The organism is Salicola sp. Rm-C-2C1-2, assembly GCF_040196175.1.
In the GTDB taxonomy this organism is placed as follows: Bacteria; Pseudomonadota; Gammaproteobacteria; order Pseudomonadales; family Oleiphilaceae; genus Halospina.
Genome location: NZ_JBEFNF010000001.1, coordinates 589,587 through 616,215, shown reverse-complemented (window position 1 = coordinate 616,215; position 26,629 = coordinate 589,587). Strand labels below are relative to the sequence as shown.

Below are 26,629 nucleotides of genomic sequence, written 5' to 3'. Positions count from 1 at the left end.
AATGCTAAACCTTGAAACGTTGTCCATGGATCAGTATTCGTTCATCGCGAATGCGTTCTCCTTCGGATTTGCGGTAATGGCTGCGACCACGATCTTCCTATGGCTGATGCGTTCCTCAGTAGCACCCGCCTACCGGATGGCTGTGACCATTACCGGATTGGTAACCGCTATTGCGGCCTACCATTACCTTCAGATCATGCTTTCGTGGGACCACGCAGCGAGCGTCCAGGCAGGTGAAGTGGTTACAAGTGGTGAACCATTCAACCGCGCCTACCGCTATGTGGACTGGCTACTGACAGTGCCACTACTGCTGATTGAGTTGATTCTGGTCATGAAGTTCACCCAGCAGGAAACCATTAACAAATCGCTGAAACTGGGTGGTGCTGCCGCTCTGATGATCGTACTGGGGTATCCCGGTGAGGTCGCAGAAACCATCGGTACACGCATGATCTTCTGGATTCTGTCGATGATTCCATTCCTCTACATCGTGTATCAGCTCGTGATCGGTCTGCGCGAATCAATCGAAAAGCAGCCGGAGAACGTGAAGAAGCTCATCCATATCGCCTCCTATCTGGTGATCGCATCCTGGGCGTTCTATCCCATCGTGTACCTGTTCCCACTCGTAGGCTTTACCGGTGGCTCAGCCATCGTCGCGGTGGAAACTGGCTATACGATTGCCGATATCGTCGCGAAAGCCGTCTTTGGTCTGTTCATATTCACCATTGCACTGCGTAAGTCAGAAAACGAAGAGAGTGGTTCGGGCTCCTCAGCCAGCAAAAAGGCCTGAGGGTTACTTAGCGGCTGAATACCGTCGTAAAGCGCCGGGTCCCAGACCCGGCGCTGCTCGGTTCACGCTGGCGACGACTTCCGCCAAGCGTGACGCAGAGCCGCAGCAAATCGGTACCGAGGGAGTACGACAATGACTATCTCCTGTGCAACAACCGATGTGGATGTCGTCCGAACCAACATTCGAACCAGAACCAACGTTACTGATGCCGAAAGCGAGGCCGACACTCAGGAGCTGAGACAGGTAAAGGCGCTGATGGAAGAGCGCATAATGGGTCTGGCGCATGGCCCAGCCAGGGACGCTGCCAGCTATCAGACCGACACAGGTGGCAGTCTTCTGAGAGCACGTCTGGCGCTTGCCAGCGGGCTGGCGTTCCAATGTTCACAACAATACCGCATAGCGGCAGCAGCCGCCTGCGAGCTGATTCATAACGCCTCACTGGTGCATGACGACCTCTCGGATGGCGACGAGCACCGACGCGGCAAACCCGCTGTATGGAAACAGTTCGGAAACGAGGTGGCTCTGTGTACCGGCGACCTTCTGTTATGCACGGCGTTTGGAGTTGCTGCCAGTCTGGCCGATCCACAGGAATCGACCGAGCTTACAAAACAGTTAACAGCCATGACCAGCCGTACTATTGTTGGGCAAAGTCAGGAAGTCGCAGCATCCCAAAAGCAGGTAAAACCGCGCTTACGCAGCTATCTGACTACCACTATGGCAAAGACAGTTCCGCTCATTGAATTGCCGCTCATGACCGGCGCTGTAGCTGCCAGAGCAGGCTCGATGGCACGAATCCAAATAGAGCGACTGGCCAATGCGATTGGGCTTGCCTATCAGATTATTGACGATCTTGATGACGTGGTTAACGGTACTGAAGGCCTGCATCCGTTTCATGCTTGGCATCATCACCGGCCCATCGGGCAAGAAGAAGCTGAGCCGCGTATAAAAAGAGCGACGGAGCACGCACTGGCGTCGCTGAAACGCGCCCAAAGAGTGCTTAACGAGCTGGAAACTACAGTGCCAACAGCTCTGGCCCCCAGGCTGCAACCTTTGCTGATGCAGCTTGAGCAAAGAGCATTGGCGCATCGCCAGAATACCCCACAAACCGAAGAGCCTACGCCTAATGCCCCCTCCTTATAGCAGTAACAGACAGACCACAGCTGTCGTTGTTGGTGCTGGCTTTGGCGGGCTGGCTATAGCACTACGCCTTCTCGCGCGCGGTTATGCTGTTGATCTGCTTGAAAAACACGGCGACCTGGGGGGGCGAGCCAGAACACTGGAACTGGACGGACACCGTTTTGATGCTGGTCCAACGGTCCTAACGGCGCCTTTTATTTTTTCGGAGCTGTTCCAGCGTTTCAGCGAAAACCTCGAAGATCACGTCACTTTGCTGCCCGTTGCGCCCTTTTACCGAATGGAATTTGCGGACGGCAGTCATTTCGATTACTGGGATACCACCGAAGCCCTGGTTGCAGAAATAGAGCGCCTGTCCCCGGGCGAGGGGCCCCAATATCACGCCTTCCTGGAAGCAGCTGACACCATGTACCAGCGCGGCTTTGTAGAGCTGGCCACCCGCCCGTTCACCCGTGTCAGCGATATGCTGGACGTGCTTCCGGATCTTGTGCGGTTGAGAGCGGACAGAAGCATCTACCAGTTCGTCGCCCGCTTCTTTCGGGACGAGCGCCTGCGTAAGGCGTTTTCGGTGCCGTCACTGCTGGTCGGCGGCAACCCCTTCCGAACCTCATCGCTCTACGCGCTGATCCATGCACTGGAGCGCAAAGGTGGGGTCTGGTACGCTCAGGGCGGCACCGGTGCCCTGGTTGATGCACTGGCCAGCCTGTTCCAGCGCCACGGCGGGCGCCTGCATACCGGCCAATCCGTCGAATGCCTTGAGATGGACGGCTTAGAGGTGCGCGCCGCGCTCACCGCCGACCAGCAGCGGTTTGAAGCCGATCTGCTGGTGAGCAATGCCGACCCGCTGTATGTCTACAATCATTGGATCGCCCGCACGGCCAGGCAACGCATTGCGGACAGCCACCGGGCGCGCCTCAAGCACTCGATGGGGCTGTTCGTGCTCTATTTCACGACCGAACGCGTCTATTCCCAGCTTGAACATCACACCATTGTATTTGGCGACACCTTCCGCGAGATTCTTGACCAGCTCTTTGATAAGCATGAGGTGCCGGAAGACCTGAGCCTTTATCTGCATCGCCCCGGGGCTACCGATCCCTCCATGGCGCCCGCCAACGGCGACGCGTTTTACGTGCTGGCACCTGTCCCGAACCTGCAGGGCAATCAGGATTGGTCACAGCTCGCGCCCGAGCTTGAGCAGCGCATTGTCGATATCCTGGCCCGGCGACTCATGCCGGGCCTCCATGAGCAGATACGGGCGAAGCGCAGTGTTTCACCGGTTTACTTTCATGAGGCGCTCAACAGCCCCCACGGGAGCGGATTCTCCATAGCCCCGACACTCACGCAATCCGCCGGGCTGAGATTCCATAACCAGTCGCCGCGTCATCCCAACCTTTTCTTTGTAGGGGCTGGCGTGCATCCGGGCGCCGGCGTACCGGGCGTGGTCTCTTCAGCCGGGGTGGTTGAACGGCTGGTAAGCCGCTGGCAGGCACAAAAGGAACACGGCGGGGGCGGGATCGAGTCAACGGCGCCCAGTGAGTCTGGATAATGCATTCAAACCACTCAGGCACCAATGCCGAGGTACTGAGGCGCAATGGCCGAAGCTTCCATTGGGCGGGCCAGTTGCTCAGCGGTGACCAATTGGCCAACGCCGCAAGCCTCTACAGCCTCTGTCGCGGGATTGATGACCTGGCCGATGAGGCCGTTACCCCCTTGCAACGCGCTTGCGCTGAGCAGCAGCTTCAGGCCCTGAACCAAGCCTTGGCACAGAGCCAGCCTCCCGCCGATGCATTACGGCCGGTGTACGAACAGGCCCATAAGCTGCTCGCAGACGACCCTGTTGCCCTGCAGGCGCTGCGGGACCTGATCGCCACGGTGCGGCAGGACCTGAAGCCAGTATACGTCTCTGATCATCCAGAGATGCTGCAGTATTGCTATGGCGTGGCCGGCACCGTCGGCGTCATGATGAGCTGCCTTCTGGGCGCGGAACCACGGACACGTGCGCTGCCCCATGCCATTGACTTAGGGATGGCCATGCAGATGACCAACATTGCACGGGATGTTCTGGAAGATGCTGAACTTGGCCGGGTTTATCTGCCAGCGCAGGGCGCCGCCGGCGCCGTCGACCCGGACGCCCTGGTTGCGGGCCATGCGTCGTCCCGCCGGCAGGCCTGGGGTGGTGTGCGCGAGCTGCTCGCCCATGCCGAGGTCTACTACGCCAGCGGCTGGCAGGGCCTTCGCTACCTGCCGCCCAGACCCCGGCTCGCCATCGCCGTGGCCGCGCGGCTTTACCGCGAGATCGGGCGCCGGATTCTGCGCCGGGGCGAGGATGCCTATTGGCAGCAGCGCAGCGTGGTCGGCCCACTGCGCAAGATCCAGGTGTCGCTGACAGCGGCGGTACGGCTGGCATTGACGCCTGCCAGCAATACCGCATGCGAGCACGATGGCCAATTACACCGTCACCTGAGCACCTGTCTCCAAGCCAATCAGCGACATCACTACACCGAAACGCCAGGCGACCGGCAGGCAGAGAGCGGTTATGGCAACTAACGATCCAGATGCGGATGTAGTGATCATTGGCGCCGGCCTCACAGGCCTCAGCCTTGCCTGCTGGCTGGCGCAACTGGCGGACCACAACGGACAAGCCATGCCCCGTGTGCACCTGTTGGAGCCCAGAACCACCTACCACAATGACCGCACCTGGTGTTTCTGGGATCGCGAGGATCACCCCTTCCGTGAGCTGATTACCCACCGCTGGCCCCAATGGCAGGTCAGCGCCGGTGGACGCCGCGTGGTGCAGTCCAATCCGCAAACCCCTTACGCCCTATTGCCGGCTGACGCCCTGTACGGGTATGCGCTGGAACGCATTGATGCGTGCCCAGGGCTCAGCTTGCAGCAGGGCGTAACCGTGGAGGGCATCGAAGAGCAGGATGGCGGTGTACAGGTGCATACCAGTGCTGGCACGTTGAACGCCCGGGCCATGGTAGACACTCGCCCCCCTGAGAACCTGCCCGAGACTAGTACGACTGGGTTTTGGCAGGTGTTTACAGGCATAGAGATTCACTGCCCCGACCACGGCTATGAGACCACCACCGCTCGACTCATGGACTTCCAGGCCTGTGATGACCACCCCTGCTTCGTCTATCTCCTGCCCAAGGACGCCCACCACCTGCTCGTTGAGTGGACTGCGTTTCAGTCCCACAGAGACAATCAGGGCTACCGGGCACAGCTTGAACACTGGCTCGCCAGCGAGGGTATCAAGGACTACCGGGTAATCCGATCCGAGTCCTCGATGCTGCCCATGATCCCGATCAGCGACGAACGCCGCTCCGGGCGGGTGATCAAGGCCGGCGTGGGGGCAGGATGGATGCGCGCTGCCACTGGCTACCATTTTGCAAGCTGTCAGCGGGGTAGCATGCTGCTGGCGCAGCAAATCCTTGCGGCCAGCGCCTCGAACCAGTGGCACCTTACCCCGCCCAATGTCCGCAGCCGCTGGCTCGAATGGATGGATCGGGTTTTCCTGCGGGCACTGCAACGCCACCCCGACCAGGCGCCCCAGTGGTTTCTGTCACTGTTTTCCAGGACCACAGCCCCCCAGATGGGCCGATTCATGAACGACCAGCCAAACCTGCGCGATGCGCTGGCGATTGCCAGTGCGCTACCGCCAGGGCCTTTTCTGAAAGCGGCACTTGTATGAGCAACGAAGCCACAGACCGAGTAAAAGACAGCCTCCATGACAGCAGCGGAGGGCGTCGCCATCAATGGAGTGTCCTCGCTGCAGCCCTTGGGGCTGTACTGGCGGCCATTGCATTGCCGTCACTGTCAATTGCGCAGCAGTTCTGGATCGTACTGGTGCCCATCGGCGTTTTTGGCCTTTCTCACGGCGGCGCTGACCCGCTGATCCTCAAGCGGCTTGCCTTGAACCGCCCGGGCCGCCTGGCGATGATCACCGGTCTCTATGTCATTGCCTCGCTCGCCTTCGTGGCCCTGATCTGGTTCTTCCCGACCCTCGCGCTACTTGTATTCCTCACGCTTTCCATCTGGCACTTTGGGTTTACGGATGCCACCTTCCTCAGCTCGCAACCCAATACGCTGTTGCTGTGGCTTTGCGGCAGCCTGCCCATACTGGGCCCGGTCCTCGGGCACCCCAACCAGACCAGTGAGCTCTTCGCCTGGCTGATCGGGCGTGAGCCGCAGCCGGTGCTCGCAATTCTCGAGCCCGCCGGGCCCTTGCTGGCGGTTTTATGGCTTATGGGTTTCGGGATTTTGGCCTACCGCCATTACGCTCAGCTGGGGCCAAGTGTTCTGGCGGAGTTGGTTTTGGTAGCAGCCGCCCTGGTGGCATTACCGCCGCTGCTGGCCTTTGCCTTCTACTTCTGCGTTGTGCACAGCATCCGTCACTTCCTCTCCGTCGCCCAACAGGGGCTTGGGCGGACGGAGATTGCATCAACCCTGGCGTTTCTCGGGCGCAAAGCCGCACCGGCAACGCTTGGCGCCATTGCCCTGGCAGTGGGGGCATGGGCAGTGATCGTGCTGCTCGAGCCTACCTCCAGCCTGCTGGTGGAGGCCATCCGCGTCATGTTCTGGGCCCTGGCCGCGCTTACACTTCCCCATGGCCTGGTGGTCAAGCTCTGGTGGGAAGGCGGAACCAGCAACGCCTAACCTTTGGACGGCGCATTCTTGAGGCGCAATTCAGAAGCGCTGTGACGCCTGCTGGCCTGTACCTGACAGTGGCGATCTGTGTATGTGTCAACCGCCAAGTGATGTTCCACCCCTCAACTTACTCGGGTCAACAGCTGTTCATATTCTGGCCAAGATTCGGCTTTCACCTGCTTTTTGGCCGCTGCCGCCCGCTGGACAACATCCTCCGTGTCCTGTGTCTCCCCGGGGTGCACCCGGATGATCCCTGCGGCCAGCGTTGCCAGGGGCCATGTCTGACTCCGGCCGTTGCGGTCTTGAGCTTTCACGCACCCCCTCCGGCGGTCCTGTTCGCGGTAAACGGACTGACATTCATCATTGAACCGGGTAATCACCTCCGTGCAGCTGTAAACGGCATGATTCGCGCTGTTGCAGAACACGATGAAATCATCACCGCCGAGATGCCCGATCATATCGTCCTGGCGGCAGAAATAGCGCTCTAGGAGCCGCCCCAGAAGCACGATCAAACGATCTCCCACTGAAAACCCCAGGTGATCATTCAGAGGTTTGAAGGCATTGATATCGAAATAGATCATCAGGAATGAGGTCTCGACCGAAAGCCGTGACTCGATCTCCTGGTGAATGGGCACGTTGCCCGGGAGCAGTGTCAGGGGATTAGCGTAGCGCGCTTTTTCGATCCGGTGCTCGGTCATTCGCTTGAGCAGTGCCCGCGTGGCGCCCATCCCCTCGTAAAAGCCATCACGCGTTACCAGAAAGTGCTGACGGAGGTAGTCATCCTCGTCCTCAGTCAGGCGGCGACTCAGTTCCTCCAGGGGCTGGTTATGCTCAAACACCAGGGCGTCAGATTTCATCACACGCCGAATCGGCTTCTTCTCGTTCAGTGAACGGCCAAAAGTAGAACCAAACGCCTCCAGAATCTGCCATTTATGGAGCAGACCCAGGGCCCGGCCTTGGGGATCGATGACGGGTAGCGCGAACACCCCGTTCTGCGCCTGAAGCATTGCCCAGGCCTCCTCAAGCGGCTGATCGGGATCCAACGTTGGCGGGTGATGCACCAGGCTTGCGGCGCTGACCACACCTTTGGCGGGGTGTTTACTGACCTGACTCAGGGGTTCCAGAGTGGCGGTGGCGACCGAACGCGGCCGTCCGAACAGGAAACCCTGGATGTAGCGCACCCCCAGGTCCTGCAACAGCTCGAGCTCCCGATGGCGCTCCACGCCTTCAGCAACCACCTTGCAGTTAAGGCGAGAAGACAGCTGCATGACCGAGCGCACGAACTCGCGCTTGACCAGATCCTCGTGAATGTCCCGGATAAAATGACGATCAATCTTCACATAGTCCGGCTCTACTTCTGACCAGAGCTTGAGCCCTGAATAACCCGCTCCCAGATCGTCAAGAGCCACCTGAAAACCACGACTTTTGAGCCAGGTCAGTGAACGTTTAAGTTCATCAAGATCAATTGCGGGATAACGCTCAGACAGTTCAATCACCACGCGCCCTGGCTGGATCAGATCGCCTTCAAGCAGTGATTCCAACAGTCGTTGGTTACCGGCTCCGGGGAGCAGGTTATCGGGGCTGACATTAACGAAAAGCTTCTGAGTTTTACGGGTTGAGGTCCAGTTGGCACGGGTTGCGCTCAGGCACTGGTTCTCCAGCTCCAGCGTGCGTCCACAGCGCTCGGCGGTCTCAAACAGCATTGAAGCTGGATGAAGAGGGCTGTCAGACGGGCCACGGCTCAACGCCTCATACCCTTCAACCAGCAGTTCCCGAACATCCACGATGGGCTGAAAAAGTGTCTGGATTCCATCTCCCACCAAAAGCCGCTCCAGCTCCTGCTCAAGCTGCTCAAAACTCATTGCCTACTCCCCGGATGGCTGATTGTTCCTGGCAGCACGGTCTGCCATCTACAGCAACAGGTTGTACCCTTTGGTTATTGCGATTTAATGAAAACAATCCTCCTTATTGACCTGTCAGTACTTGACCTTTCACACGAAGATGAATGGTGAATCAGCGGGGCAGATCACTGTGGAACACCACGTGAGGCCGGACACCAGGGTAGAAGGTCAGCCTGCCAAGGGAGGCTATCAGTCGATCCGTGTATTGCTTCATACTACCTTATTGTAAAGGAAGCTGTTGTTGGAACATTCAGCCGAGTGCCTAAGATCCATCCTGGATTCGGTTACTGAAAACATCATCGTTATCGATGACTCCGCTGATATCCAGTATGTAAACAGAACCTGGTGGGAGTTCAGCGAAAACAACAAGGCCTGCGTACTCGCTCAAAACTGGTGCAAGCTGAATTACCTGGAAGAATGTGACAAAGCATCAGCGATGGGCGATGCGTTCGGCATCAATTCGCCCGTTGGCAAGCAACTCACCGCCAGCATCGGGTTAGCGGAGATCATCCCCACATCTGATGCTGACAAGGACAAGTTGATCGGCAACGCTGATTACATGCTTTACGCGGCCAAAGAAAAAGGCCGCAACAGAATTGAATCCACCGCGATGTCAGACTGACATCCCATAATGGAGGCCAGTATCTCGAAAAGCATAAAGCCAGACTCAGAGCGTTCGGTACCCTGGAAGTGAAAAGTAAGATTTTCCAGCTCAACGAAGCGCTCACCGCGATTGATGATGGGCCTGTCGGCCCCGCGTAGAAACGCAGGAACCGCACTCACAACGCCATTACCTCGCTTGCCCAACGGCGTGTTACAGCCCTATTGATTTTTGCCGTCATAGTCCGTAAAAAACGCCTACCACGAACTCAGGAGCACGACATGGCCGATGACAGCGCCCCCCTTGTCTGCCGGGACATCCACAAGTCCTTTGGTAATACGCCGGTTCTCAAGGGACTGGATCTGGAGGCGAGCAAAGGCGATGTCGTGTCCATGATCGGCAGCTCCGGCTCCGGCAAAAGCACCTTCCTGCGCTGTCTGAATCTGCTGGAGACACCAACCTCGGGCGAGGTTATCGTCCATGGTGAACCGATCCAGTTCAAGCACAACCGCAAGGGCCTTCGTGTGCCGGCCAACCAGAGTCAGGTGGAGCGAATCCGCGCCAGATTGGCCATGGTTTTCCAGAACTTCAACCTGTGGTCACACATGACCGTGCTGGAGAACATCATCGAGGCACCCGTGCATGTGCTGAAGGTGCCACGAAAGGAAGCCACCGAACGTGCGGAAGCCTACCTTGATAAAGTAGGCATCCATGAGCGCAAAGACTACTACCCGGCTCAGATATCGGGGGGACAGCAACAACGGGCCGCCATCGCGCGGGCGCTGGCAATGGAGCCCGAAGTCATGTTGTTTGACGAACCAACCTCAGCCCTCGACCCGGAACTGGTCGGCGATGTGCTGCGTGTGATGCAGAGACTCGCTGAGGAAGGGCGCACCATGATTGTGGTTACCCACGAGATGGCTTTTGCACGGGATGTGTGCAGCCAGGTTATGTTTCTGCATCAGGGCCAGATCGAGGAAAAAGGCTCGCCGGAGCAGGTGTTCAACAATCCGTCATCCGAGCGTGTCAAACAATTCCTTGCACCCAACTTCCAGAGATCCATAGGGTGAGATTTCCCGGACTGGCCTGATCCTTGCTATCCTGTCGCCCTTTCACGCGAGCGTTGCCACTGTGGCACTCACTCACTGACCCATTAATAAAACACAATTGCGGAGTCTTCTTGTCATGAAACAACTCTTGATTGCCCTAGGCTGCATTCTCGCCATGATGACCAGCCTCGTACAGGCTCAGGATCGCCCGCTGCGCATCGCCTTCGACGTTCCCTATGAGCCTTTTGAATACAAAACACCGGATGGCGAGCTGACTGGATTTGAGGTCGAGCTGGCCGAAGCGATGTGCGAGGAAATGGCGCGTGAGTGTGACTTTGTGGTGCAGGCCTGGGACGGCATCATCCCCGGCCTTCTGGCTCGCAAGTACGACGCCATCATGTCCTCCATGTCCATCACCGAGGATCGCGCCAAGCGCGTACTGTTTTCTGACCCCTATTACCGCACACCCGGAGCCTGGTTCGGCAAAAAGGACACCAACGTGGATGTGACCGACAAGTCGGCCATGAAAGGCCAGGTAGTCGGTGTTCAACGCGGGACCACTATGGACAAGTACGTGACCGAAAACATGAACAGCATGGTAGATGTTAAACGCTACACCACCGCTGATGACATGGCGCTGGACCTCGAAAGCGACAGACTCGATCTGGTCTTCGTGGATTACCCCGTGGGCGAGGAGTATTTCCTGAGCCAGGACGGCTACAAGGAAATTGGCGAGCCGGTCAAACTTGGTAAAGGCGTGGCCGTTGCCATGCGCAAGCGCGACAAAGAGCTGGCCGAGAACATCAACGCGGCTCTGAAGACGCTAAAAAACGATGGCACCTATGACGCCATTATGCAGCGTTACTTTGATTACAGCATCAAGATGTAAATGACGGATTACCGCGTCCATGTTTGACTTCCATGGTTACGGCCCGGAACTTGTCCGGGGCGCAATCGTCACCACTGAACTGGCGTTTGCCTCACTGGCACTGGCTTTGACTATTGGTTTGGTCGGTGCGTCAGCCAAACTGTCTGGAAACCGGCCAGCCAAGGGCATCGCCACGCTCTACACCACGGTGATCCGCGGTATTCCCGATCTGGTAATGATGATGCTGTTCTACTACGGAGGCCAGGTTCTGATGAACCGGCTTTCCGACTACCTCTACTATAATTACGACATCGACTTCTTCGTGCAGTTCGATCCGTTTGTCTCCGGTGTTTTGACCATCGGGCTGATCTTCGGCGCCTATATGACGGAAACATTCCGGGGCGCTTTCCTCGCTGTTCCCACTGGCCAGATTGAGGCCGGGCGAGCCTATGGTATGAGCCGTATTCAGGTGTTTTGCCGCATCATGTTCCCGCAGATGCTGCGCCATGCCCTGCCGGGGATTGGCAACAACTGGCAGGTGCTGCTGAAGACCACGGCACTGGTCTCCGTGATCGGTCTTTCGGATATGGTCCGCATCGCTGAACAGGCCAGCAAAGCAGAACATGAACCATTCAAGTTCTTCATTCCGGTTGCCGCCATGTACCTGTCTCTGACGGCGATAACGGAGCTTGCAATCAAGTGGCTGAACAGACGCGCCAATGCCGGCATCGTGGGAGGCATTTGAGTCATGCCCGAGTTCCTCGCGGACCTGCTCAACCAGAACGCCATCTTCAACGCCACCACGGTGACGCATTACTGGGACGGACTGGTAACCACGGTCCAACTGGTATTCCTGTCGCTGATCATCGGACTGGTCCTGGCGGTACCGCTGGCGATTCTGCGCACTTTCAGGAACCCTTTCGTCGCCGGGCCAGTCTGGCTCTATACCTATATCTTCCGGGGCACACCACTGCTGATCCAGCTCTACATCATCTATTACGGCATCGGTCAGATTGAAGGCATTCAGGAGACCCTCTGGTGGGACATCTTCCGTGACCCATTCTACCCTGCACTGCTTGCTTTCACTCTAAACACGGGCGCCTACACGACCGAAATCATCCGTGGTGCCTTGATGACAACCCCGCATGGCGAGATCGAGGCCGCAAAGGCCTACGGCATGTCCTGGGCTCTGCGCATGCGCCGCATCGTCCTGCCCAGTGCCTTCCGCCGGGCGATTCAGGCCTACTCCAATGAAGTCATCTTCATGCTGCACGCCAGCGCCATCGCCAGTGTCGTGACCATTGTCGACCTGACCGGTGCCGCACGGGATATCTACTCGCGCTTCTATGCCCCTTTCACCGCGTTCATCGCCGTTGCTCTCATCTATATGGTGCTGACGCTGCTGATTGTTTATGGCTTCCGGCGGCTGGAGCAGCACCTGCTGCGCCACCTGAAACCACTCAACCACTAGCGTCACCCGCTATGTATCTGCGGTGAGCTGGCTGCAAAGTCTTCCAGCGCTTTGCCAGCCAGACGATAGTTCACCCATTCCCTAGCCCCCTCGCCTTGCAAAAAGATGCTGGTTCCCTACCCTTGTTAAAAATGGATTGCCAATCAAGTACCGCTGTCGATTTAACCTTACCGCCCGAAGCAAGTCCTGGTGACACAGTTCAGCGTACGTAACCACGGAAGGAGGGTGATTGAAACATGGTCGGGAGAGCAGAGCCGTGTCTGACGTTAACGACGATTTGATGGTTTTTGCCGATGAAACCGGCACCGACGATGGCTCGGCACCACTGCCGTGGCAAATACTGATCATTGACGATGACCCGGACGTACACGCCACCACCAAGCTGGCCCTAAAAGGATTATCAGTTGATGGGTGTGAACTGAGCTTTTTTGACGCCTACTCCGCCGAGGAGGGGCTCAAACTTTTGCAACAGAATTCAGAATTCTCTGTTGCCCTCGTTGATGTGGTCATGGAGCGCGATGATTCAGGGCTGAGACTGGTTCAGACCATTCGGGACAGGCTCCACAATCACCGTATCCGTCTGATTCTACGCACTGGTCAACCCGGCTATGCGCCCGAGAGTGAAACCATCCAGTGGTATGACATCAATGACTACAGGACGAAGTCGGAGCTCACACGGGTTCGTCTGTTCACAAGCATTGCCATTGCGATCCGATCCTACTCTCAGCTAAAGCAACTTGAAGCCAACCGCAATGGCTTAGAACAGGTCGTCGAGGCCACGTCGACCATCAGTCAGGCCTCGGACCTTAAACGCTTGAGCGCCGAGATCCTGACGCAGATGCGCGCGCTGCTTAACGCCGACACCCCATGCATCATGTGCGCCGCGTTGGAACCGCAGCAGGACGAACCCTTTATCCTGACTGCTGAGGGGCGTTTCTCTGAGTATGAAGGGCGCCCGCTCAACGCCGTGGATGAGCCAATGGTCCGCCAGCGCCTTGTAAGTGTGCTTCATGAGCAACGTCATAGACTGGACGATGGCATCTGCATCTATCTGCCTGGACCCAACCAACAAGCGCTGGCCGCCTGGGTTGATTCGAATAAGCGTCTTACCGACTCAGACCAGCGCCTGCTTGAGGTGTTTGCCAGCAACGTGGCGATTGCCTTCGAAAACCTGAGACTCTATGAAGCAATGGAGCAGCTTGCTTATCAGGATTCCCTGGTCCAACTGCCCAACCGCAATGGTTTCATTGCCGCCATCGAGCGCCAAATCGCCTCAACCACGCCCAGCTCATTCGCTGTTGCATTGGTGGATCTCGACAACTTTTCGTATATGAACAGCGTGCTGGACGACGCCTTTGGTGACGCTATACTGCACGCGGTTGCCCAACGCCTGCGTTTACAACTCGGTTCTGAGGTGGTTGTGGCGCGTGTTGGCGGTGATGTCTTTGGGGTTATGGGCGATCCCGAGGCACTCACCCCGGAACAAATTTCAAGGCTGTTTTCTGCTCCCTTGTCGCTGCACCAGAATGAGCCGCTGCGTATCGCCGCGACCAGTGGGCTCCGTGTTGTGCCTGATAGCGAAAAGGCCCCGAGTGCAGCTGCGATCATCAAGGACGCTGGGGTCGCCCTGAAACAGGCGAAGCACTTCTATCGCGGCCAGACGGTGCGCTTTGCCACCGAGTTAGCGGACGCGGCGCGCGACCGGATGCAGCTACTCAGCCGCTTGCGAACCGCTTTCACTAAAGACCGCCTGCAACTGCACTACCAGCCATTCATCCGCTTAACCGATGAGGCCACAGTCGGTGCTGAATCCCTGTTGCGATGGAAAACCGAAGATGGCAACTACATCCCGCCGGATCAGTTTATCCCGCTGGCCGAGCAGTCCGGCATGATGGTGGCTTTGGGAGATTGGGTCATCAACACCGCTCTGCGCTGGCGCGCCGGCCTCGTGGGGCATGTCGGCGATGCATTCCGGGTCGCAGTTAATGTTTCGCTGATGCAGATGCGCGAAGACGACTTTGCGGAAAAGCTCGTCCAAGCCCTCTACACCCATCAGTTGAAAGGGCATCAGGTTGAAATTGAGCTGACAGAATCGGTTGCGGTGGATGATGTCACTCGCGTCAAAGAGAAACTGGATTACCTGCGACGGTACAACATCGGCATCGCCATGGATGACTTTGGCACCGGGTATTCCTCGCTCAACATATTAAGCCGATTGCCAATTGATCGGCTCAAAATCGATCGCAGTTTTGTCAGCGGCCATGCCGCCGACGGTCTGCGCCTCAATATGGCGCATACGATGATGGAGTTAGCCGAGAATTTTCAGATGCAGACAATCGCCGAAGGCATCGAAACGCCGGAGCAACGCGACGCTCTCCGCCAGAAAGGCTGCCTTGAAGGTCAGGGGTACCTGTTCTCGAAGCCCCTTGGGCAGCAGCAGTTTTACGATTGGCTGCTGCAATCAAAGCCTGATACCTGAAAGGCCGAGGGGTTAGGATTACCATGATTCGACCTGCCCTGATGATCCGCCACCAAATCAATCTTGGATTCGCCTTAGTGCTGATCATGGCGCTGCTGACCATTTTTGCGGTCATCGAGTGGCAGATAAAACCCAACCTGATCGAACAGCAGAAGAAACAGATCACCATCAATCAAAAGGGGCTCAGGGATCTTCTAGACGCCAAACTGGGCCAGATTGAGCTCCTTACCAGTACCATGGCGCAGACAGCTGCCAAACTCCCTAAAAACGAAGCGTTGTTTAAAAAGACGTTCCCCCCGATTCTGGATAATCATGGTGATCCAACCATTGCCGGCGGCGGAATCTGGCCCGAGCCAAATGCCTTCGAAAAAGGCGTAACGCGGCGCAGCTTCTTCTGGGGCCGATCCGAGCAAGGCCTGGAATACGTAGATGATTACAACGATCCCGAGGGTTCCGGCTACCACACAAAAGCCTGGTACAAGGCCGGTGAAGGCGCTCCCGCTGACCGCTGCGCCTGGTCAGAAGCCTATATAGACCCTTTCACCCGCACGCCTATGGTGACCTGCACGATACCGATACGCGAGGGTGGCCGCTTTGCAGGCGTAGCCACGGTTGATATGCGACTGGAGGGCATCTCCGATATTCTGACTCGATACGGAGAAGAGAATGACGGTTACGCCTTCGCCATCGACTCGAGCGGGCACGTCGTCAGCTCACCAAAAGCAGCTCTCCCCCGTGGCCAGCGCGCTCCGTCACTGATGACGGTTGATCAGATGGCCCGGAAGCTACCCTGGCTACGCAACACTCTAGAGGCCGCTAAGGATCTTGAGGATGCCACTTTGGTTGAGATCAAGCGCGATGGTGTTTTTGGGGAGGCGGCCTACGCCGATCTCATCAAGCATCAGCAGACGGGTTGGGTAATCGGCCTGGCTGTACCTCAAAGCCGAATGACCGCAGCCGCTGACAGTATGGGCCTTTTCCTGATGGCGGCAATCGGTGCGTTGCTCTTGGGGGTTGGGGTTGTCGCGGCGGTTATTGCACGCAATCTACTGCATAAAGTCCAGCAGACCACTCATCAGATCCGCGAGCTGGTTGATGGCGAAACCACTGAGGCGCTGCATGTGGGCACCATAAACGAGGTTGGTGAGCTGCGTCAGGCGGTCAATGCCTATGGCGATAAGCTCAAGTCGCTGCTTCAGCACCTGGAAGATGTTAAGGATGAATTGGTGCAGAGTGAGAAACTGTCATCACTGGGATCACTGGTTTCCGGGATCGCGCACGAACTGAACACGCCAATTGGTAATGCCAAGATGGCGTCAACGGCCATTACCGATGCCAACCGCAGTTTCTCACGCAAGCTCGAGCAAAATATTACCCGCCGCGACCTTGATGAATTTATGGCCGACGTAGATGAAGGCGCGCAGATCATTGAGCGCAATATGACCCGTGCCTCAGAGTTGATCGGTGCCTTCAAGCAGCTGGCAGTCGATCAGGCCAGCTCACATCGGCGCGAATTCGATCTTGAGGCATTGATGAACGAGGTAAGTCTTTCACTGCGGCCCACTCTTCAGCGATCCCCCTATCAGCTTGAAACCAATATCCCAAAGGCGGTCACTCTTGATAGCTTTCCGGGATCATTGTCGCAGGTGTTGATCAACCTTATTAACAACGCATTACTGCATGCTTTTGCCGGCCGCAACGAAGGCTGCATCAGCATAAGGGCCAGCACCGACACTGAGGGGCAGTCCGTTACATTGCAGGTTGCTGACGATGGCAACGGTATTCCCGTTGACCGTCAAAAATCCATCTTTGATCCGTTCTACACCACCCGACTCGGCCAAGGGGGCTCGGGGCTGGGATTGCACATAACCTTCAATTTGGTGACGGGTATTCTCGGTGGCCATATTGAAGTGCAAGGCGCGCCGGATCAGGGTAGCTGCTTTATTGTGACAATACCGCTTATTGCGCCAACGCTTACAGAAAGCTCATGATCGGCAACGACTCTAAAAGAATTCCTGCCGGATTCATGCACCTTACTCCGAAACCGTATGAGCTGTGACTTCACGGGGCCAGGTCTCGATCACAGCCGCTGCCATCACCATGACAGCGCCCAAAGCCATCCAAACTCCCAAGGGTTCTCCGGCAACCAGAACCGCCGACAGCATACCCACCACCACTTCCCCCATTAGCAGAATCCCCACGCGTGCGGGCTCTATCCGCTGCGCACTCCAGAGGAAGGCGGTCAGCGCCACCGCCCACCAACTCCCACCAAGAAACAGGGACCAGGCCGCAACCTCGGCGAGGTTTCCAAGGCTGACACCAGGCACGCTCATGCCATCAAGGGTCAATGCCAAGAGGAGCGCCGTGGCAAGCCCACCCAGGCAGAACACGAAGTTGGACTCAACAGCGTTCAAGCCCGGCTGGGTCCGGATTCCGGTCGATGAGATTGCCCAGACAACGCCGGAGATCAACGCCATCCAGTCACCGATGCCACTGGGCAGCGGCATACCACCGTTAGCTGGCCCCATGACCAGCGCAATCCCAATGATCCCTAACGCAATGGCTCCCATGCGCCATGGTGTAATCGGCCACCCAAACCAGATCCGGCCAATCAGGGTGCTCCAGATCGGAGTCAGGTAAAAAAGAAGGATGACGACAGCCACCTGACCGTAAAGAAGTCCGTTCGAGTACAGGACAAACGCGCCACCCCCGGACCCAGTGACCATAAGCGTGCCGATCCCCACAGAGCGGATGCGGTGACGCGAGGCTATGACCCAGGGGCTCAGCAGCACACAGGCAGCGAACAGCGCACAGACCGTTGCCCACGTACCAAGCGATGCTGCTTCGTTGATCTGGCGCAGAGGAAACCAGTAGGTACCCCAGAGGCAGCCAACAAGAACGACAACGATACTACCCCGCCGGGCCTCTTTCATGCTGGATCAATTGGACAGGGGTTCATGCAACGCCCTACTGACACCGAAATCGCTAACATGTGGTCTCAGCAATTTTGAATAATGGTACTAAACACCGCACCGCAACTCGATCTCCTTGAAGAAATTGAAGTACTATTCTAGATTTAAAAGGATAGACTGGTTCAGCCGTGGGTAAGTCATTCCTCTAACAAACTTTTACGAACGTACTTATACACCGTATTACGACTGACGCCCGCAAGTCGCGCGGTTTGGCTGACATTACCACCTACCTGCCGATAGAGCTTCTGAATCCGATGCTCTATAGTTTCCGCTGATTCTCTAGGCGCAATTGAATCCGCCAGGTTAACCGCGCTAGGCACAGCTTCAGGCGGTACCTCCATCACTTTATTGAGGTCATCATAAAAATCCGCTGGCAAATGCTCCGGCTCCATGGTTCCGCCATCAGCCATGGCGTGCGCTATCTTCAACACATTTGTCAGTTGTCGCATGTTACCCGGCCAAGGATGCCTGATCAGAAGAGACTCGACTGCAGAACTCATAGGAATCCGGCCCTCATTCTCTTGCAACCGGTTGTACACATACTTGATGAGCGCCGATTTATCCTCGCGATGCCGTAATGCCGGCACCTCGATATTCAGGCCGGAAACACGATAGTAAAGATCCTGGCGAAACGCCCCTTCGTCCGCCTCCATCTTGAGGTTGCGATTCGAAGCGGATACGAGCCGGATGTCAACAGGGAAAGCTTCACTTGAACCTAGAGGCACAACAACACGTTCCTGTAGCACTCGTAGCAACCGAGCCTGAACATGGAACGGCATTTCGCCAATTTCATCAAGAAACAGCGTGCCTCCATTAGCTCGGCGGATCAGTCCCACGGCTCCCTTACTGTTGGCTCCAGTAAACGCGCCTTTTTCGTAACCGAATAACTCGGATTCAACCAGCTCTGTGGGTATTGACGCACAGTTCACAGCGACCAGCGTATTTCTCCTCCTACTGCTGTGAAAATGCAGGGAGCGCACCATGATTTCTTTGCCAGCGCCTGTTTCACCATGAATAAGGATAGGTATGTCTTTCTCAATGATTTTTTGGGCCTGACTTAGCACTTCCCGTACTTTTGGATCACCAAGCTCCAATTCCTCGAATGGCACGACATCATCGGGTAAGTCATCACTGGCGACGAGCGGTTCTGATCCTGCTGTGTCTCGCTCAGGCGTTTGATATTTAACACGAAAATCTGTGATTTTTAGTGTTGGGGTCAAAGGCGGCTGAACACGCACCCACATTCGATAACGCTCAAAAACCCTGAGTGTGAGGGGCGCATTAGAAGGCTGTTGACGCAGCTCATGGAATTTCAAGCCAAATATCTGTTCAATATTCATGAGTGCAATGTCATGCGCCAACAACACCCAGGCACGCCGATTAACGGATACCACAATACCCTGATCATCCAGAACTAAAAGGCCGGCCCAATGGCTGTCCAGGCCACTGATATTAGTGCTGAAGGTAATGATGTAATGGTCCTGCTGGAAAGCCGCATTAATCAGCTGGTTTTCCACACTCAAAGACATCAGCTTGACCATACCAAGAGTGTGATCGTGCGGCAGATAAGCGTCGGAGGAAATATCAAGAACCCCTATCATCTCTTTCTTGATATCGTAGATTGGCGACGCCGACCCCACCATGTAGCGGTTGGCACGCAAAAAGTGTTCATCCCGGTTGACCTGAATCGCTTGCCCTGTAGCCAGGGCAGTTCCAATCGCATTCGTGCCTACTCCTTTTTCACGCCACTGGTGACCGGGGACCAGGCCATGCTCTCTATTGCCCCGAAACTGTGAGGCTCCCCAGGTATTGAGCACATGTCCCTGATTATCCGCCAGAACGATCAGACAGGATGAGTTGCAGAGGATATTCTCATAATAAGGCAACACCTCGTTTTCAGTGGTGTACATCAGTTCATGGTGCTGATCCACAAGTGCACTGACGTCGCCTTGACGCGCATCACCGAAATCTGGCTCGGCACCATGTACCAACCCATAGCTTTCGCACCTGTACCATGAGTTCTCAATGACCTCCTGATGCGTCTGGCTGGCATTCGCAGCCGGATCCGCGACAGGTTCTTCGGCCAGGTTATTGTTCTTGTCCTGTGCCAATGACCTCTACCTCTTATTGGTCTTTTTATTAAAGCACCACTTCAGACATTTTCGCCCTTTCCATGAAGGTGTCAACGACCAATCCTGTCTCTGCAATCCCGTCTTAAAACCATTGTTAACACGCTTCTGAACATCATACTGAACACTTTATGAACAGTTCGTGAACGTTAATTTTACACAAAAATGAACATTAACGAACACCCCAATTCACCCCAAAAGCACCCCAAAGGCTCAAAAAATAATGTTTTATTCTTTTAACTCAGTAATTTATTTAATTATGCGCGTTTTCGAAAAAAGTTGGCACCGCACTTGTATGATCTCTCGAAGCGCTTTGCACGGCGTCAAGCAAGTGCGCATACAACAACAAGCAGGAAAACAACAATGTCTCTAACCCTTGAAAACGTCAGCAAGACGGTTGACGGCGAGGCCTGGATATCAGATGTCGACCTGACTCTGGAACCTGGTTCGTTCAACGTTCTGCTCGGCAGGACACTGGCGGGAAAAACGACGTTGATGCGACTGATGGCCGGCCTCGAGAAGCCAACCAGGGGCCGGATACTGATGAACGGCGTCGATGTTACGGGTGTTTCCGTCAGGGACCGCAACCTGTCCATGGTCTATCAACAGTTCATCAATTATCCCGCCCACACCGTCTACGACAACATCGCCTCTCCCCTGCGGCTTGCCAGGATGTCCAAAAAGGTTATCGATGAACGGGTCCGGGAAACCGCGAAGATGCTGCACCTTGAAAGCATGCTCAACCGGTATCCGCTGGAGCTGTCCGGCGGACAGCAGCAACGTACCGCCATGGCGCGCGCTTTGGTCAAGGATGCCGACCTGATCCTGTTTGATGAACCACTCGTGAACCTGGATTACAAACTGCGTGAGGAATTCCGCGAGGAACTCCGCGAGCTGTTCAAGACCAAGAACTGCATTGCCGTCTACGCCACAACCGAGCCGAATGAGGCCCTCGCGCTGGGCGGTAACACAGCCGTATTGCATGAAGGCAGGCTTCTTCAATACGGCCGTACTCCGGAGGTCTATCACCAGCCGAAGGATATCCTGACCGCTGAGATGTTCTCAGAACCTCCGATCAACGTGGTCCCAGGCCTGGTAACGGAATCTGAAGTAACCTTCGACGAGACAGTCCATTTCAAGCTTAATGCGGACCTGCAATCGTTGACTCCGGGCCGCTACCAGTTCGGCGTCAGGGCCTCTCACATCGGTCTGGTGCCACACGCTGACGATGACCTGGAACTCCCGATGAACGTGGACCTCGCGGAGATCAGTGGCTCGGAAACCTTCCTGCACGTGCGAAGCGACAAACTTGAACTCGTCCTCCACCTTTCCGGCGTCCACGAGTACGACGTAGACGAACAGATCAAGGTGTATTTCCCGACCCACAAGATATACGCCTTTGACATGGATGGTTCCGCCGTTCATGTGCCAACACGTATGGGAGGCGTTTGACATGGCTGAAATTACACTGAGCTCACTGGCTCATACCTACGCAACCAATCCCGCTTCTCCAGAGGATTACGCGATCCGCAAAATGGATCATGTCTGGCACCAGGGAGGCGCCTATGCGTTGCTGGGCCCGTCCGGATGCGGCAAGTCCACCATGCTCAATATCATTTCGGGCCTGCTGCAGCCGTCGGAAGGGGATGTGATCTTCGATTCCCGCATCGTGAATGATCTTTCTCCGGAAGAACGCAATATCGCCCAGGTTTTCCAGTTCCCTGTGATCTACGACACCATGACGGTGTTTGAGAATCTTGCCTTCCCCCTGCGTAACATCAAAACCCCGGAGCACAAGATTGCGCCACGGGTGCACGAAGTCGCGGATATCCTTGAACTGACCCCGGTGCTCAAGCGGAAAGCCAAGAACCTGAACGCCGACGAGAAACAGAAAGTCTCCATGGGTCGCGGCCTGGTCCGGGATGACGTCTCCGCCATCCTGTTTGACGAACCGCTGACCGTGATTGACCCGCAGCTGAAATGGAAGTTACGGCGCAAGCTCAAGCAGATCCACGAGCAGTTCAATATCACCATGATCTACGTCACTCACGACCAGCTTGAGGCCTCGACCTTCGCTGAAAAAATTGCGGTGATGTATGAGGGCAAGATGGTGCAATTTGGCTCCCCGCGGGAACTGTTCGAACGCCCAGCCCACACTTTTGTTGGCTTCTTTATCGGTAGTCCGGGTATGAATTTCCTGGACGTGACCATTAATAACAGTGGCGCACAGTACGGTGACATCGACATCCCCATCAGTAATCATCAGCACGCCATCGCCAAAGCCTCTGAATCCGACAACATCAAAGTGGGCATTCGCCCCGAGTTCGTGCATGTCTGGGATGACAGGAACGAGGAAGCCTTCGAGGTCCAGATTAAAGACATGGAGGACTTGGGTACCTACCGCATCATGTCGTTCTATTTCGGTGATTCTCTGATGCGGGCCCGCCTGCACGAAGACCAGCGCGTTCCCCAGAAAAAAGCCTACGTCAGTTTTCCGGAGCAGTGGCTGACACTGTACATCGACGAATACCGCGTGGAGGCAGGTAATGAGTAAAGTTAAGAACAACAAAGCGTGGTTGCTTGTACTGCCGATGCTCGTTTTGGTGTCATTTTCCGCCATCATCCCTTTAATGACGGTTGTGAACTACTCACTGCAGGACATTCTCGGCAACTCGGCATTTTTCGTTGGCACGGAGTGGTTTGAAAAAACACTGAATGACCCGCGGTTCCAGAGTGCACTCCTTCGCCAATTCGGCTTCTCATTCACGATCTTGGCAATCCAGATCCCTCTTGGCATCGGCATTGCGCTGCTGATGCCGAAAAAAGGTTGGCAGGCATCAGCGGTATTGATTCTGATCACTTTGCCATTGTTAGTGCCCTGGTCTGTGGTTGGGAGCATGTGGCAGATTTTTACTCGGGGTGATATTGGTCTGATGGGCCATGGCATCCGCGAGCTGGGGTACACTTACAGCATCACCAGCAATGCCACTGATGCCTGGATCACGATCATTCTTATGGACGTCTGGCACTGGACGCCGCTGATCGCATTGCTGTGCTACAGCGGACTGAGATCCATTCCTGAAGCCTATTATCAGGCGGCCCGGATTGACCGTGCGTCAAAGTGGGCTGTCTTTCGTTACATCCAATTGCCGAAGCTGACTAACGTGCTGGTCATCGGCGTTCTGCTTCGCTTCATGCATTCCTTTATGATCTACGCCGAACCCTTTGTACTCACCGGCGGCGGCCCTGGCAGCTCCACCACCTTCCTGAGTCAATCACTGACGACGATGGCAATAGCGCAGCAGGATCTGGGGCCCTCTGCGGCATTTTCCATCATCTACTTCCTGATCATTCTGGCGGTGAGCTACGTGTTCTACATCGGCATCATGAATATGCAGAAAGAGAAAGCAACCAAAAACGGGGACGCCTGAGATGACTACAACAACAATCAAAAACCAGGGTCAGGCACAGGAGAGTGCCGAAGCCGCGCCACTGACCCGAAAAGTCAGCGCGCACAAGGGGACACCCAAAGTACGTAACCGCGCGTTGCTAGGGCTATATCTGATTTTTACCCTGCTGCCGATCTATTGGCTGATCAACATGTCACTGCAGTCGAACCAGGAAATCCTGAGTGTTTTTTCGCTCTGGCCACAGGATCTGACTTTTGACAGCTACAATAAGATCCTGACAGACCCCACCTGGTACATGGGGTATGTCAACTCCCTTACCTATGTCGCCATAAACATGCTGATCAGTATCTGTGTAGCCCTGCCTGCGGCCTACGCGTTCAGTCGGTATGAGTTCATCGGTGATAAGCATCTGTTTTTTTGGTTGCTCACCAACCTCATGGCGCCACCGGCAGTATTTTTGCTGCCCTACTTCCAGCTGTATTACTCCGTCGGGTTGTTCGATACACACGTCGGTGTGGCGTTGGCTCATTGCCTGTTCAATATCCCGTTGGCGGTATGGATTCTTGAAGGCTTTATGAGCGGTGTGCCCAAAGAGGTGGATGAAACGGCCTACATCGACGGCCACACCTTTCCTGGATTCTTCGTCAAGATCTTTATCCCGATGATCCGGTCCGGTGTAGGCGTGACTCTGTTTTTCCTCTTTATGTTTTCCTGGGTGGAATTACTGCTTGCCCGGACGCTGACCGCCACCAACGCGCAACCCATAGGCGCCGTTATGACGCGGACATCCACAGCCTCGGGCATAGACTGGTCCACTCTGGCCGCAGCCGGAGTACTAACCATTGTTCCAGGCATTCTGGTGGTCTACTTCGTGCGCAATCACATCGCCAAGGGTTTTGCCCTGGGCCGCACCTGATTACGGGAGACGGATCATGAATTGGATGGTTTGGACAGCACCAACCGCGATTTTCTTTTCGACGATCGCCGCATTGCTCGGAGGCATGACCCTCTGGGAAATCCTGTCACCCACGGTTGAACGCAAAGGGTTTCTGCCCGTTGCAACCACTCGGGGTGACCGCTTCTTCATCAGCCTACTGACGTCCGCCTATATCCATCTGGGCGCCATTGGCTTTACGGATATCAGTCTTTGGTTGGTTCTGGTGGCTTGTATTGCCTGGATGGCGATACTGCTTCGCTGGGGCTGAATCATTGGGTGCAGGGACGAAGCAAACGCCAGGGATGATAAAACGAGCGAAGAGGTAAGCATGAAAAATAACAAGACAATGTACCTATCGGTACTAGCAGGTAGCATCATGCTCGCATCCGGCACGCTGTCCGCCAGCGAGCAGGAGAGAGACGCGGCGATAGAGCGCTGGGTGGACAAATTCGAACACTCGACACTGTCGCGCGAAGAGCAGATCCAGGAACTCAAGTGGTTCGCCGAAGCCGCTGAGCCCTTCCGCGGCATGGAGATCCGCACCGTGGCGGAAGGTCTCACTACACATAAGTACGAAAGTGAGGTTCTGGCCAAGGCGTTTTCGGAAATTACCGGGATCGATATCACCCACAACATCATCGGTGAGGGTGATGTGGTTGATACCATGCAGACGCAGATGCAGACCGGCCGCAACATCTATGACGGTTTCGTCAACGATTCGGACGCGATCGGTACGCACATCCGTTACGGCACCACCATCAATCTCTCGGAAGCAATGGCGGACGAGTGGGCGGACTACACCAACCCGAGGCTGGACCTGGATGACTTTATCGGCATTCAGTACACCACCGGTCCGGACGGCGATATCTATCAGTTGCCGACGCAGCAGTTCGCCAACCTTTACTGGTTCCGTTATGACTGGTTCACAGACCCCGACCTGAAGGCGCAGTTCAAAGAGATTTACGGCTATGAGCTGGGCGTCCCCACGAACTGGACAGCCTATGAAGAAATCGCTGAATTCTTCACAGAGCGTGTAAATAAGATCGACGGGGAAAAGGTCTACGGCCACATGGATTACGGACGCCGTGATCCCTCGCTGGGCTGGCGCTTCCACGACTCCTGGCTCTCCATGGCCGGCATGGGCAGCAAGGGTCTTCCTTTCGGTAATCCGGTAGACGACTGGGGTATCCGTGTGGATGAAAACGCCAACCCGGTCGGCGCCAGTGTATCGCGTGGTGGCGCTACCAACTCACCGGCCTCGGTATTCGCCATGACCAAGGCCGTGGACTGGTTGCACGCCTACGCGCCGCCCGAGGCAGCTGGCATGACGTTCGGTGAGGCAGGCCCTGTCCCCGCTGAAGGCACTATTGCCCAGCAGATCTTCTGGTATACCGCGTTCACGGCCGACATGGTCGACCCGAGCGTGGCCGTAACCGATGATGAAGGCAATCCGAAATGGCGTATGGCGCCGTCTCCGACCGGCCCTTACTGGGAAGAAGGCATGAAGGTCGGTTACCAGGACGTGGGGTCGTGGACCTTCTTTGATTCAACACCGGAAGATCGCCGGACCGCGGCCTGGCTGTTCGGGCAGTTCACCACTGCCAAGTCAGTGTCTCTGGAAAAGCTGATCGAAGGCCTCACGCCCATCCGCCGGTCTGACATCGAGTCCGAAAAGATGACGGAAATGGCGCCACAACTTGGCGGCCTGGTGGAGTTCTACCGGAGCGAGAACGAGAGCTGGTGGACCCCCTCAAGCACCAACGTGCCGGACTATCCACGTATGGCCCCCCTGTGGTGGAAGAACCTCGCACCGGTCATGAACCGCGATGTCACACCGAAGGAAGGCCTGGATAATCTGGCGGAAGCCATGGATGACATCATGAAGCGCCTCGCGCGTGCTGATGTATTCGATAAATACGCCCCTGTCATGAACGAGGAGCGTGACCCCGAATACTGGTACGACAAAGACGGTGCTCCCAAGCCCAAGCTGGATAATGAGATGCCTCAGGGCACCACTATGCCGTACGACAAGATGATGGAGGAATGGCAGTCCGGCAACAGCCAGTAATGCACGATAAAAGGGGGTGACCCCTGGAAGCGGGCTTTGCGGGGTCTGCGTTCCCGTACAGCCTTACTACAAAACCTCTGTGTTTGTAGTGTCCCTTAGCCACCCCTCAGGGGTGGCTTTATTTTTGCCCAACCTACACTGCGAATTATTCACCCGGACCCAAAGCGATAGAG

General features: G+C 56.0%; 23 protein-coding genes. 20 read left to right on the top strand and 3 right to left on the bottom strand.

Annotation, left to right across the window (positions count from 1 at the left end):
* Position 1 precedes the first annotated feature (1 nt).
* The 6 genes from AAF659_RS02835 (at position 2) to AAF659_RS02810 (ending at position 6,580) form a co-directional block, all read left to right on the top strand.
* Positions 2–787, top strand: a complete 786-nt coding sequence (locus AAF659_RS02835) for a bacteriorhodopsin-like (protein ID WP_349750179.1) — start codon at positions 2–4, stop codon at positions 785–787.
* 132 nt (positions 788–919) lie between these two features.
* On the top strand, positions 920–1,927 hold the full coding sequence (locus tag AAF659_RS02830) for a polyprenyl synthetase family protein (RefSeq protein WP_349750178.1): 1,008 nt from the start codon (positions 920–922) through the stop codon (positions 1,925–1,927).
* The gene (gene crtI, locus AAF659_RS02825) at positions 1,911–3,467 is read left to right on the top strand and encodes a phytoene desaturase family protein (protein ID WP_349750177.1); all 1,557 of its coding nucleotides are present in this window, start codon (positions 1,911–1,913) and stop codon (positions 3,465–3,467) included. The genes AAF659_RS02830 and crtI overlap by 17 nt, the downstream gene beginning before the upstream one ends.
* On the top strand, positions 3,467–4,468 hold the full coding sequence (locus tag AAF659_RS02820; RefSeq protein WP_349750176.1) for a phytoene/squalene synthase family protein: 1,002 nt from the start codon (positions 3,467–3,469) through the stop codon (positions 4,466–4,468). Before crtI ends, AAF659_RS02820 begins: the two co-directional genes overlap by 1 nt.
* Positions 4,458–5,615: a lycopene cyclase family protein gene (locus AAF659_RS02815; RefSeq protein WP_349750175.1), complete on the top strand. Its 1,158-nt coding sequence runs from the start codon at positions 4,458–4,460 to the stop codon at positions 5,613–5,615. Before AAF659_RS02820 ends, AAF659_RS02815 begins: the two co-directional genes overlap by 11 nt.
* Entirely contained in the window at positions 5,612–6,580 is a 969-nt protein-coding gene (locus tag AAF659_RS02810) for a Brp/Blh family beta-carotene 15,15'-dioxygenase (protein ID WP_349750174.1), read from the top strand. The genes AAF659_RS02815 and AAF659_RS02810 overlap by 4 nt, the downstream gene beginning before the upstream one ends.
* Before the next feature lie 113 nt (positions 6,581–6,693).
* Here AAF659_RS02810 and AAF659_RS02805 read toward each other — a convergent pair whose 3' ends face one another.
* Entirely contained in the window at positions 6,694–8,433 is a 1,740-nt protein-coding gene (locus AAF659_RS02805; protein ID WP_349750173.1) for a GGDEF domain-containing protein, read from the bottom strand.
* A 280-nt stretch (positions 8,434–8,713) separates the two neighbouring features.
* Here AAF659_RS02805 and AAF659_RS02800 point away from each other — a divergent pair, with 280 nt between their 5' ends.
* From AAF659_RS02800 to AAF659_RS02770, 8 genes are all read left to right on the top strand, one after another.
* Complete coding sequence (locus tag AAF659_RS02800) at positions 8,714–9,094, top strand: diguanylate cyclase domain-containing protein (RefSeq protein ID WP_349750172.1); 381 nt, start codon at positions 8,714–8,716, stop codon at positions 9,092–9,094.
* Positions 9,073–9,234, top strand: coding sequence for a YdhR family protein (locus AAF659_RS15050; protein WP_502949193.1), 162 nt, complete (start codon positions 9,073–9,075; stop codon positions 9,232–9,234). The genes AAF659_RS02800 and AAF659_RS15050 overlap by 22 nt, the downstream gene beginning before the upstream one ends.
* Before the next feature lie 120 nt (positions 9,235–9,354).
* Entirely contained in the window at positions 9,355–10,143 is a 789-nt protein-coding gene (locus AAF659_RS02795; protein WP_349750171.1) for an ABC transporter ATP-binding protein, read from the top strand.
* A 115-nt stretch (positions 10,144–10,258) separates the two neighbouring features.
* Positions 10,259–11,011 carry a transporter substrate-binding domain-containing protein gene (locus AAF659_RS02790; protein WP_349750170.1) on the top strand — a complete coding sequence of 251 codons (753 nt, stop codon included), beginning with the start codon at positions 10,259–10,261 and terminating at the stop codon, positions 11,009–11,011.
* A gap of 19 nt (positions 11,012–11,030) precedes the next feature.
* Positions 11,031–11,735 carry an ABC transporter permease gene (locus tag AAF659_RS02785; RefSeq protein WP_349750169.1) on the top strand — a complete coding sequence of 235 codons (705 nt, stop codon included), beginning with the start codon at positions 11,031–11,033 and terminating at the stop codon, positions 11,733–11,735.
* 3 nt (positions 11,736–11,738) lie between these two features.
* A complete protein-coding gene (locus AAF659_RS02780) occupies positions 11,739–12,461 on the top strand; it encodes an ABC transporter permease (protein ID WP_349750168.1) in 723 nt (240 codons plus the stop codon).
* A gap of 256 nt (positions 12,462–12,717) precedes the next feature.
* Positions 12,718–14,940, top strand: coding sequence for a GGDEF/EAL domain-containing response regulator (locus tag AAF659_RS02775; protein ID WP_349750167.1), 2,223 nt, complete (start codon positions 12,718–12,720; stop codon positions 14,938–14,940).
* A 23-nt stretch (positions 14,941–14,963) separates the two neighbouring features.
* Entirely contained in the window at positions 14,964–16,931 is a 1,968-nt protein-coding gene (locus AAF659_RS02770) for an ATP-binding protein (RefSeq protein WP_349750166.1), read from the top strand.
* Positions 16,932–16,973: 42 nt separating this feature from the next.
* Here AAF659_RS02770 and AAF659_RS02765 read toward each other — a convergent pair whose 3' ends face one another.
* Positions 16,974–17,873: a DMT family transporter gene (locus AAF659_RS02765; protein ID WP_349750165.1), complete on the bottom strand. Its 900-nt coding sequence runs from the start codon at positions 17,871–17,873 to the stop codon at positions 16,974–16,976.
* A gap of 176 nt (positions 17,874–18,049) precedes the next feature.
* Positions 18,050–20,023, bottom strand: a complete 1,974-nt coding sequence (locus AAF659_RS02760) for a sigma-54-dependent Fis family transcriptional regulator (protein ID WP_349750164.1) — start codon at positions 20,021–20,023, stop codon at positions 18,050–18,052.
* A gap of 381 nt (positions 20,024–20,404) precedes the next feature.
* Here AAF659_RS02760 and AAF659_RS02755 point away from each other — a divergent pair, with 381 nt between their 5' ends.
* Genes AAF659_RS02755 through AAF659_RS02730 form a run of 6 tightly spaced genes read left to right on the top strand, consistent with a single transcriptional unit; the run spans position 20,405 to position 26,456 of the window.
* Positions 20,405–21,493, top strand: a complete 1,089-nt coding sequence (locus tag AAF659_RS02755; protein ID WP_349750163.1) for an ABC transporter ATP-binding protein — start codon at positions 20,405–20,407, stop codon at positions 21,491–21,493.
* 1 nt (position 21,494) lies between these two features.
* A complete protein-coding gene (locus AAF659_RS02750; RefSeq protein ID WP_349750162.1) occupies positions 21,495–22,595 on the top strand; it encodes an ABC transporter ATP-binding protein in 1,101 nt (366 codons plus the stop codon).
* The gene (locus AAF659_RS02745; protein WP_349750161.1) at positions 22,588–23,472 is read left to right on the top strand and encodes a carbohydrate ABC transporter permease; all 885 of its coding nucleotides are present in this window, start codon (positions 22,588–22,590) and stop codon (positions 23,470–23,472) included. The genes AAF659_RS02750 and AAF659_RS02745 overlap by 8 nt, the downstream gene beginning before the upstream one ends.
* Before the next feature lies 1 nt (position 23,473).
* Positions 23,474–24,367 (top strand): carbohydrate ABC transporter permease, encoded by an 894-nt coding sequence (locus tag AAF659_RS02740; RefSeq protein WP_349750160.1) that lies wholly within the window; start codon positions 23,474–23,476, stop codon positions 24,365–24,367.
* A 16-nt stretch (positions 24,368–24,383) separates the two neighbouring features.
* Positions 24,384–24,656, top strand: coding sequence for a DUF2160 domain-containing protein (locus tag AAF659_RS02735; RefSeq protein WP_349750159.1), 273 nt, complete (start codon positions 24,384–24,386; stop codon positions 24,654–24,656).
* Between the two features lie 60 nt (positions 24,657–24,716).
* The gene (locus AAF659_RS02730; RefSeq protein ID WP_349750158.1) at positions 24,717–26,456 is read left to right on the top strand and encodes an ABC transporter substrate-binding protein; all 1,740 of its coding nucleotides are present in this window, start codon (positions 24,717–24,719) and stop codon (positions 26,454–26,456) included.
* Positions 26,457–26,629: the final 173 nt, after the last annotated feature.

Bases quoted from the DNA above. Each gene is read 5' to 3' on its own strand.
- AAF659_RS02835 (WP_349750179.1), top strand. From the start codon at position 2: ATGCTAAACCTTGAAACGTTGTCCATGGATCAGTATTCGTTCATCGCG.
- AAF659_RS02830 (WP_349750178.1), top strand. From the start codon at position 920: ATGACTATCTCCTGTGCAACAACCGATGTGGATGTCGTCCGAACCAAC.
- crtI (WP_349750177.1), top strand. From the start codon at position 1,911: ATGCCCCCTCCTTATAGCAGTAACAGACAGACCACAGCTGTCGTTGTT.
- AAF659_RS02820 (WP_349750176.1), top strand. From the start codon at position 3,467: ATGCATTCAAACCACTCAGGCACCAATGCCGAGGTACTGAGGCGCAAT.
- AAF659_RS02815 (WP_349750175.1), top strand. From the start codon at position 4,458: ATGGCAACTAACGATCCAGATGCGGATGTAGTGATCATTGGCGCCGGC.
- AAF659_RS02810 (WP_349750174.1), top strand. From the start codon at position 5,612: ATGAGCAACGAAGCCACAGACCGAGTAAAAGACAGCCTCCATGACAGC.
- AAF659_RS02805 (WP_349750173.1), bottom strand. From the start codon at position 8,433: ATGAGTTTTGAGCAGCTTGAGCAGGAGCTGGAGCGGCTTTTGGTGGGA.
- AAF659_RS02795 (WP_349750171.1), top strand. From the start codon at position 9,355: ATGGCCGATGACAGCGCCCCCCTTGTCTGCCGGGACATCCACAAGTCC.
- AAF659_RS02790 (WP_349750170.1), top strand. From the start codon at position 10,259: ATGAAACAACTCTTGATTGCCCTAGGCTGCATTCTCGCCATGATGACC.
- AAF659_RS02785 (WP_349750169.1), top strand. From the start codon at position 11,031: ATGTTTGACTTCCATGGTTACGGCCCGGAACTTGTCCGGGGCGCAATC.
- AAF659_RS02780 (WP_349750168.1), top strand. From the start codon at position 11,739: ATGCCCGAGTTCCTCGCGGACCTGCTCAACCAGAACGCCATCTTCAAC.
- AAF659_RS02770 (WP_349750166.1), top strand. From the start codon at position 14,964: ATGATTCGACCTGCCCTGATGATCCGCCACCAAATCAATCTTGGATTC.
- AAF659_RS02765 (WP_349750165.1), bottom strand. From the start codon at position 17,873: ATGAAAGAGGCCCGGCGGGGTAGTATCGTTGTCGTTCTTGTTGGCTGC.
- AAF659_RS02755 (WP_349750163.1), top strand. From the start codon at position 20,405: ATGTCTCTAACCCTTGAAAACGTCAGCAAGACGGTTGACGGCGAGGCC.
- AAF659_RS02750 (WP_349750162.1), top strand. From the start codon at position 21,495: ATGGCTGAAATTACACTGAGCTCACTGGCTCATACCTACGCAACCAAT.
- AAF659_RS02745 (WP_349750161.1), top strand. From the start codon at position 22,588: ATGAGTAAAGTTAAGAACAACAAAGCGTGGTTGCTTGTACTGCCGATG.
- AAF659_RS02740 (WP_349750160.1), top strand. From the start codon at position 23,474: ATGACTACAACAACAATCAAAAACCAGGGTCAGGCACAGGAGAGTGCC.
- AAF659_RS02735 (WP_349750159.1), top strand. From the start codon at position 24,384: ATGAATTGGATGGTTTGGACAGCACCAACCGCGATTTTCTTTTCGACG.
- AAF659_RS02730 (WP_349750158.1), top strand. From the start codon at position 24,717: ATGAAAAATAACAAGACAATGTACCTATCGGTACTAGCAGGTAGCATC.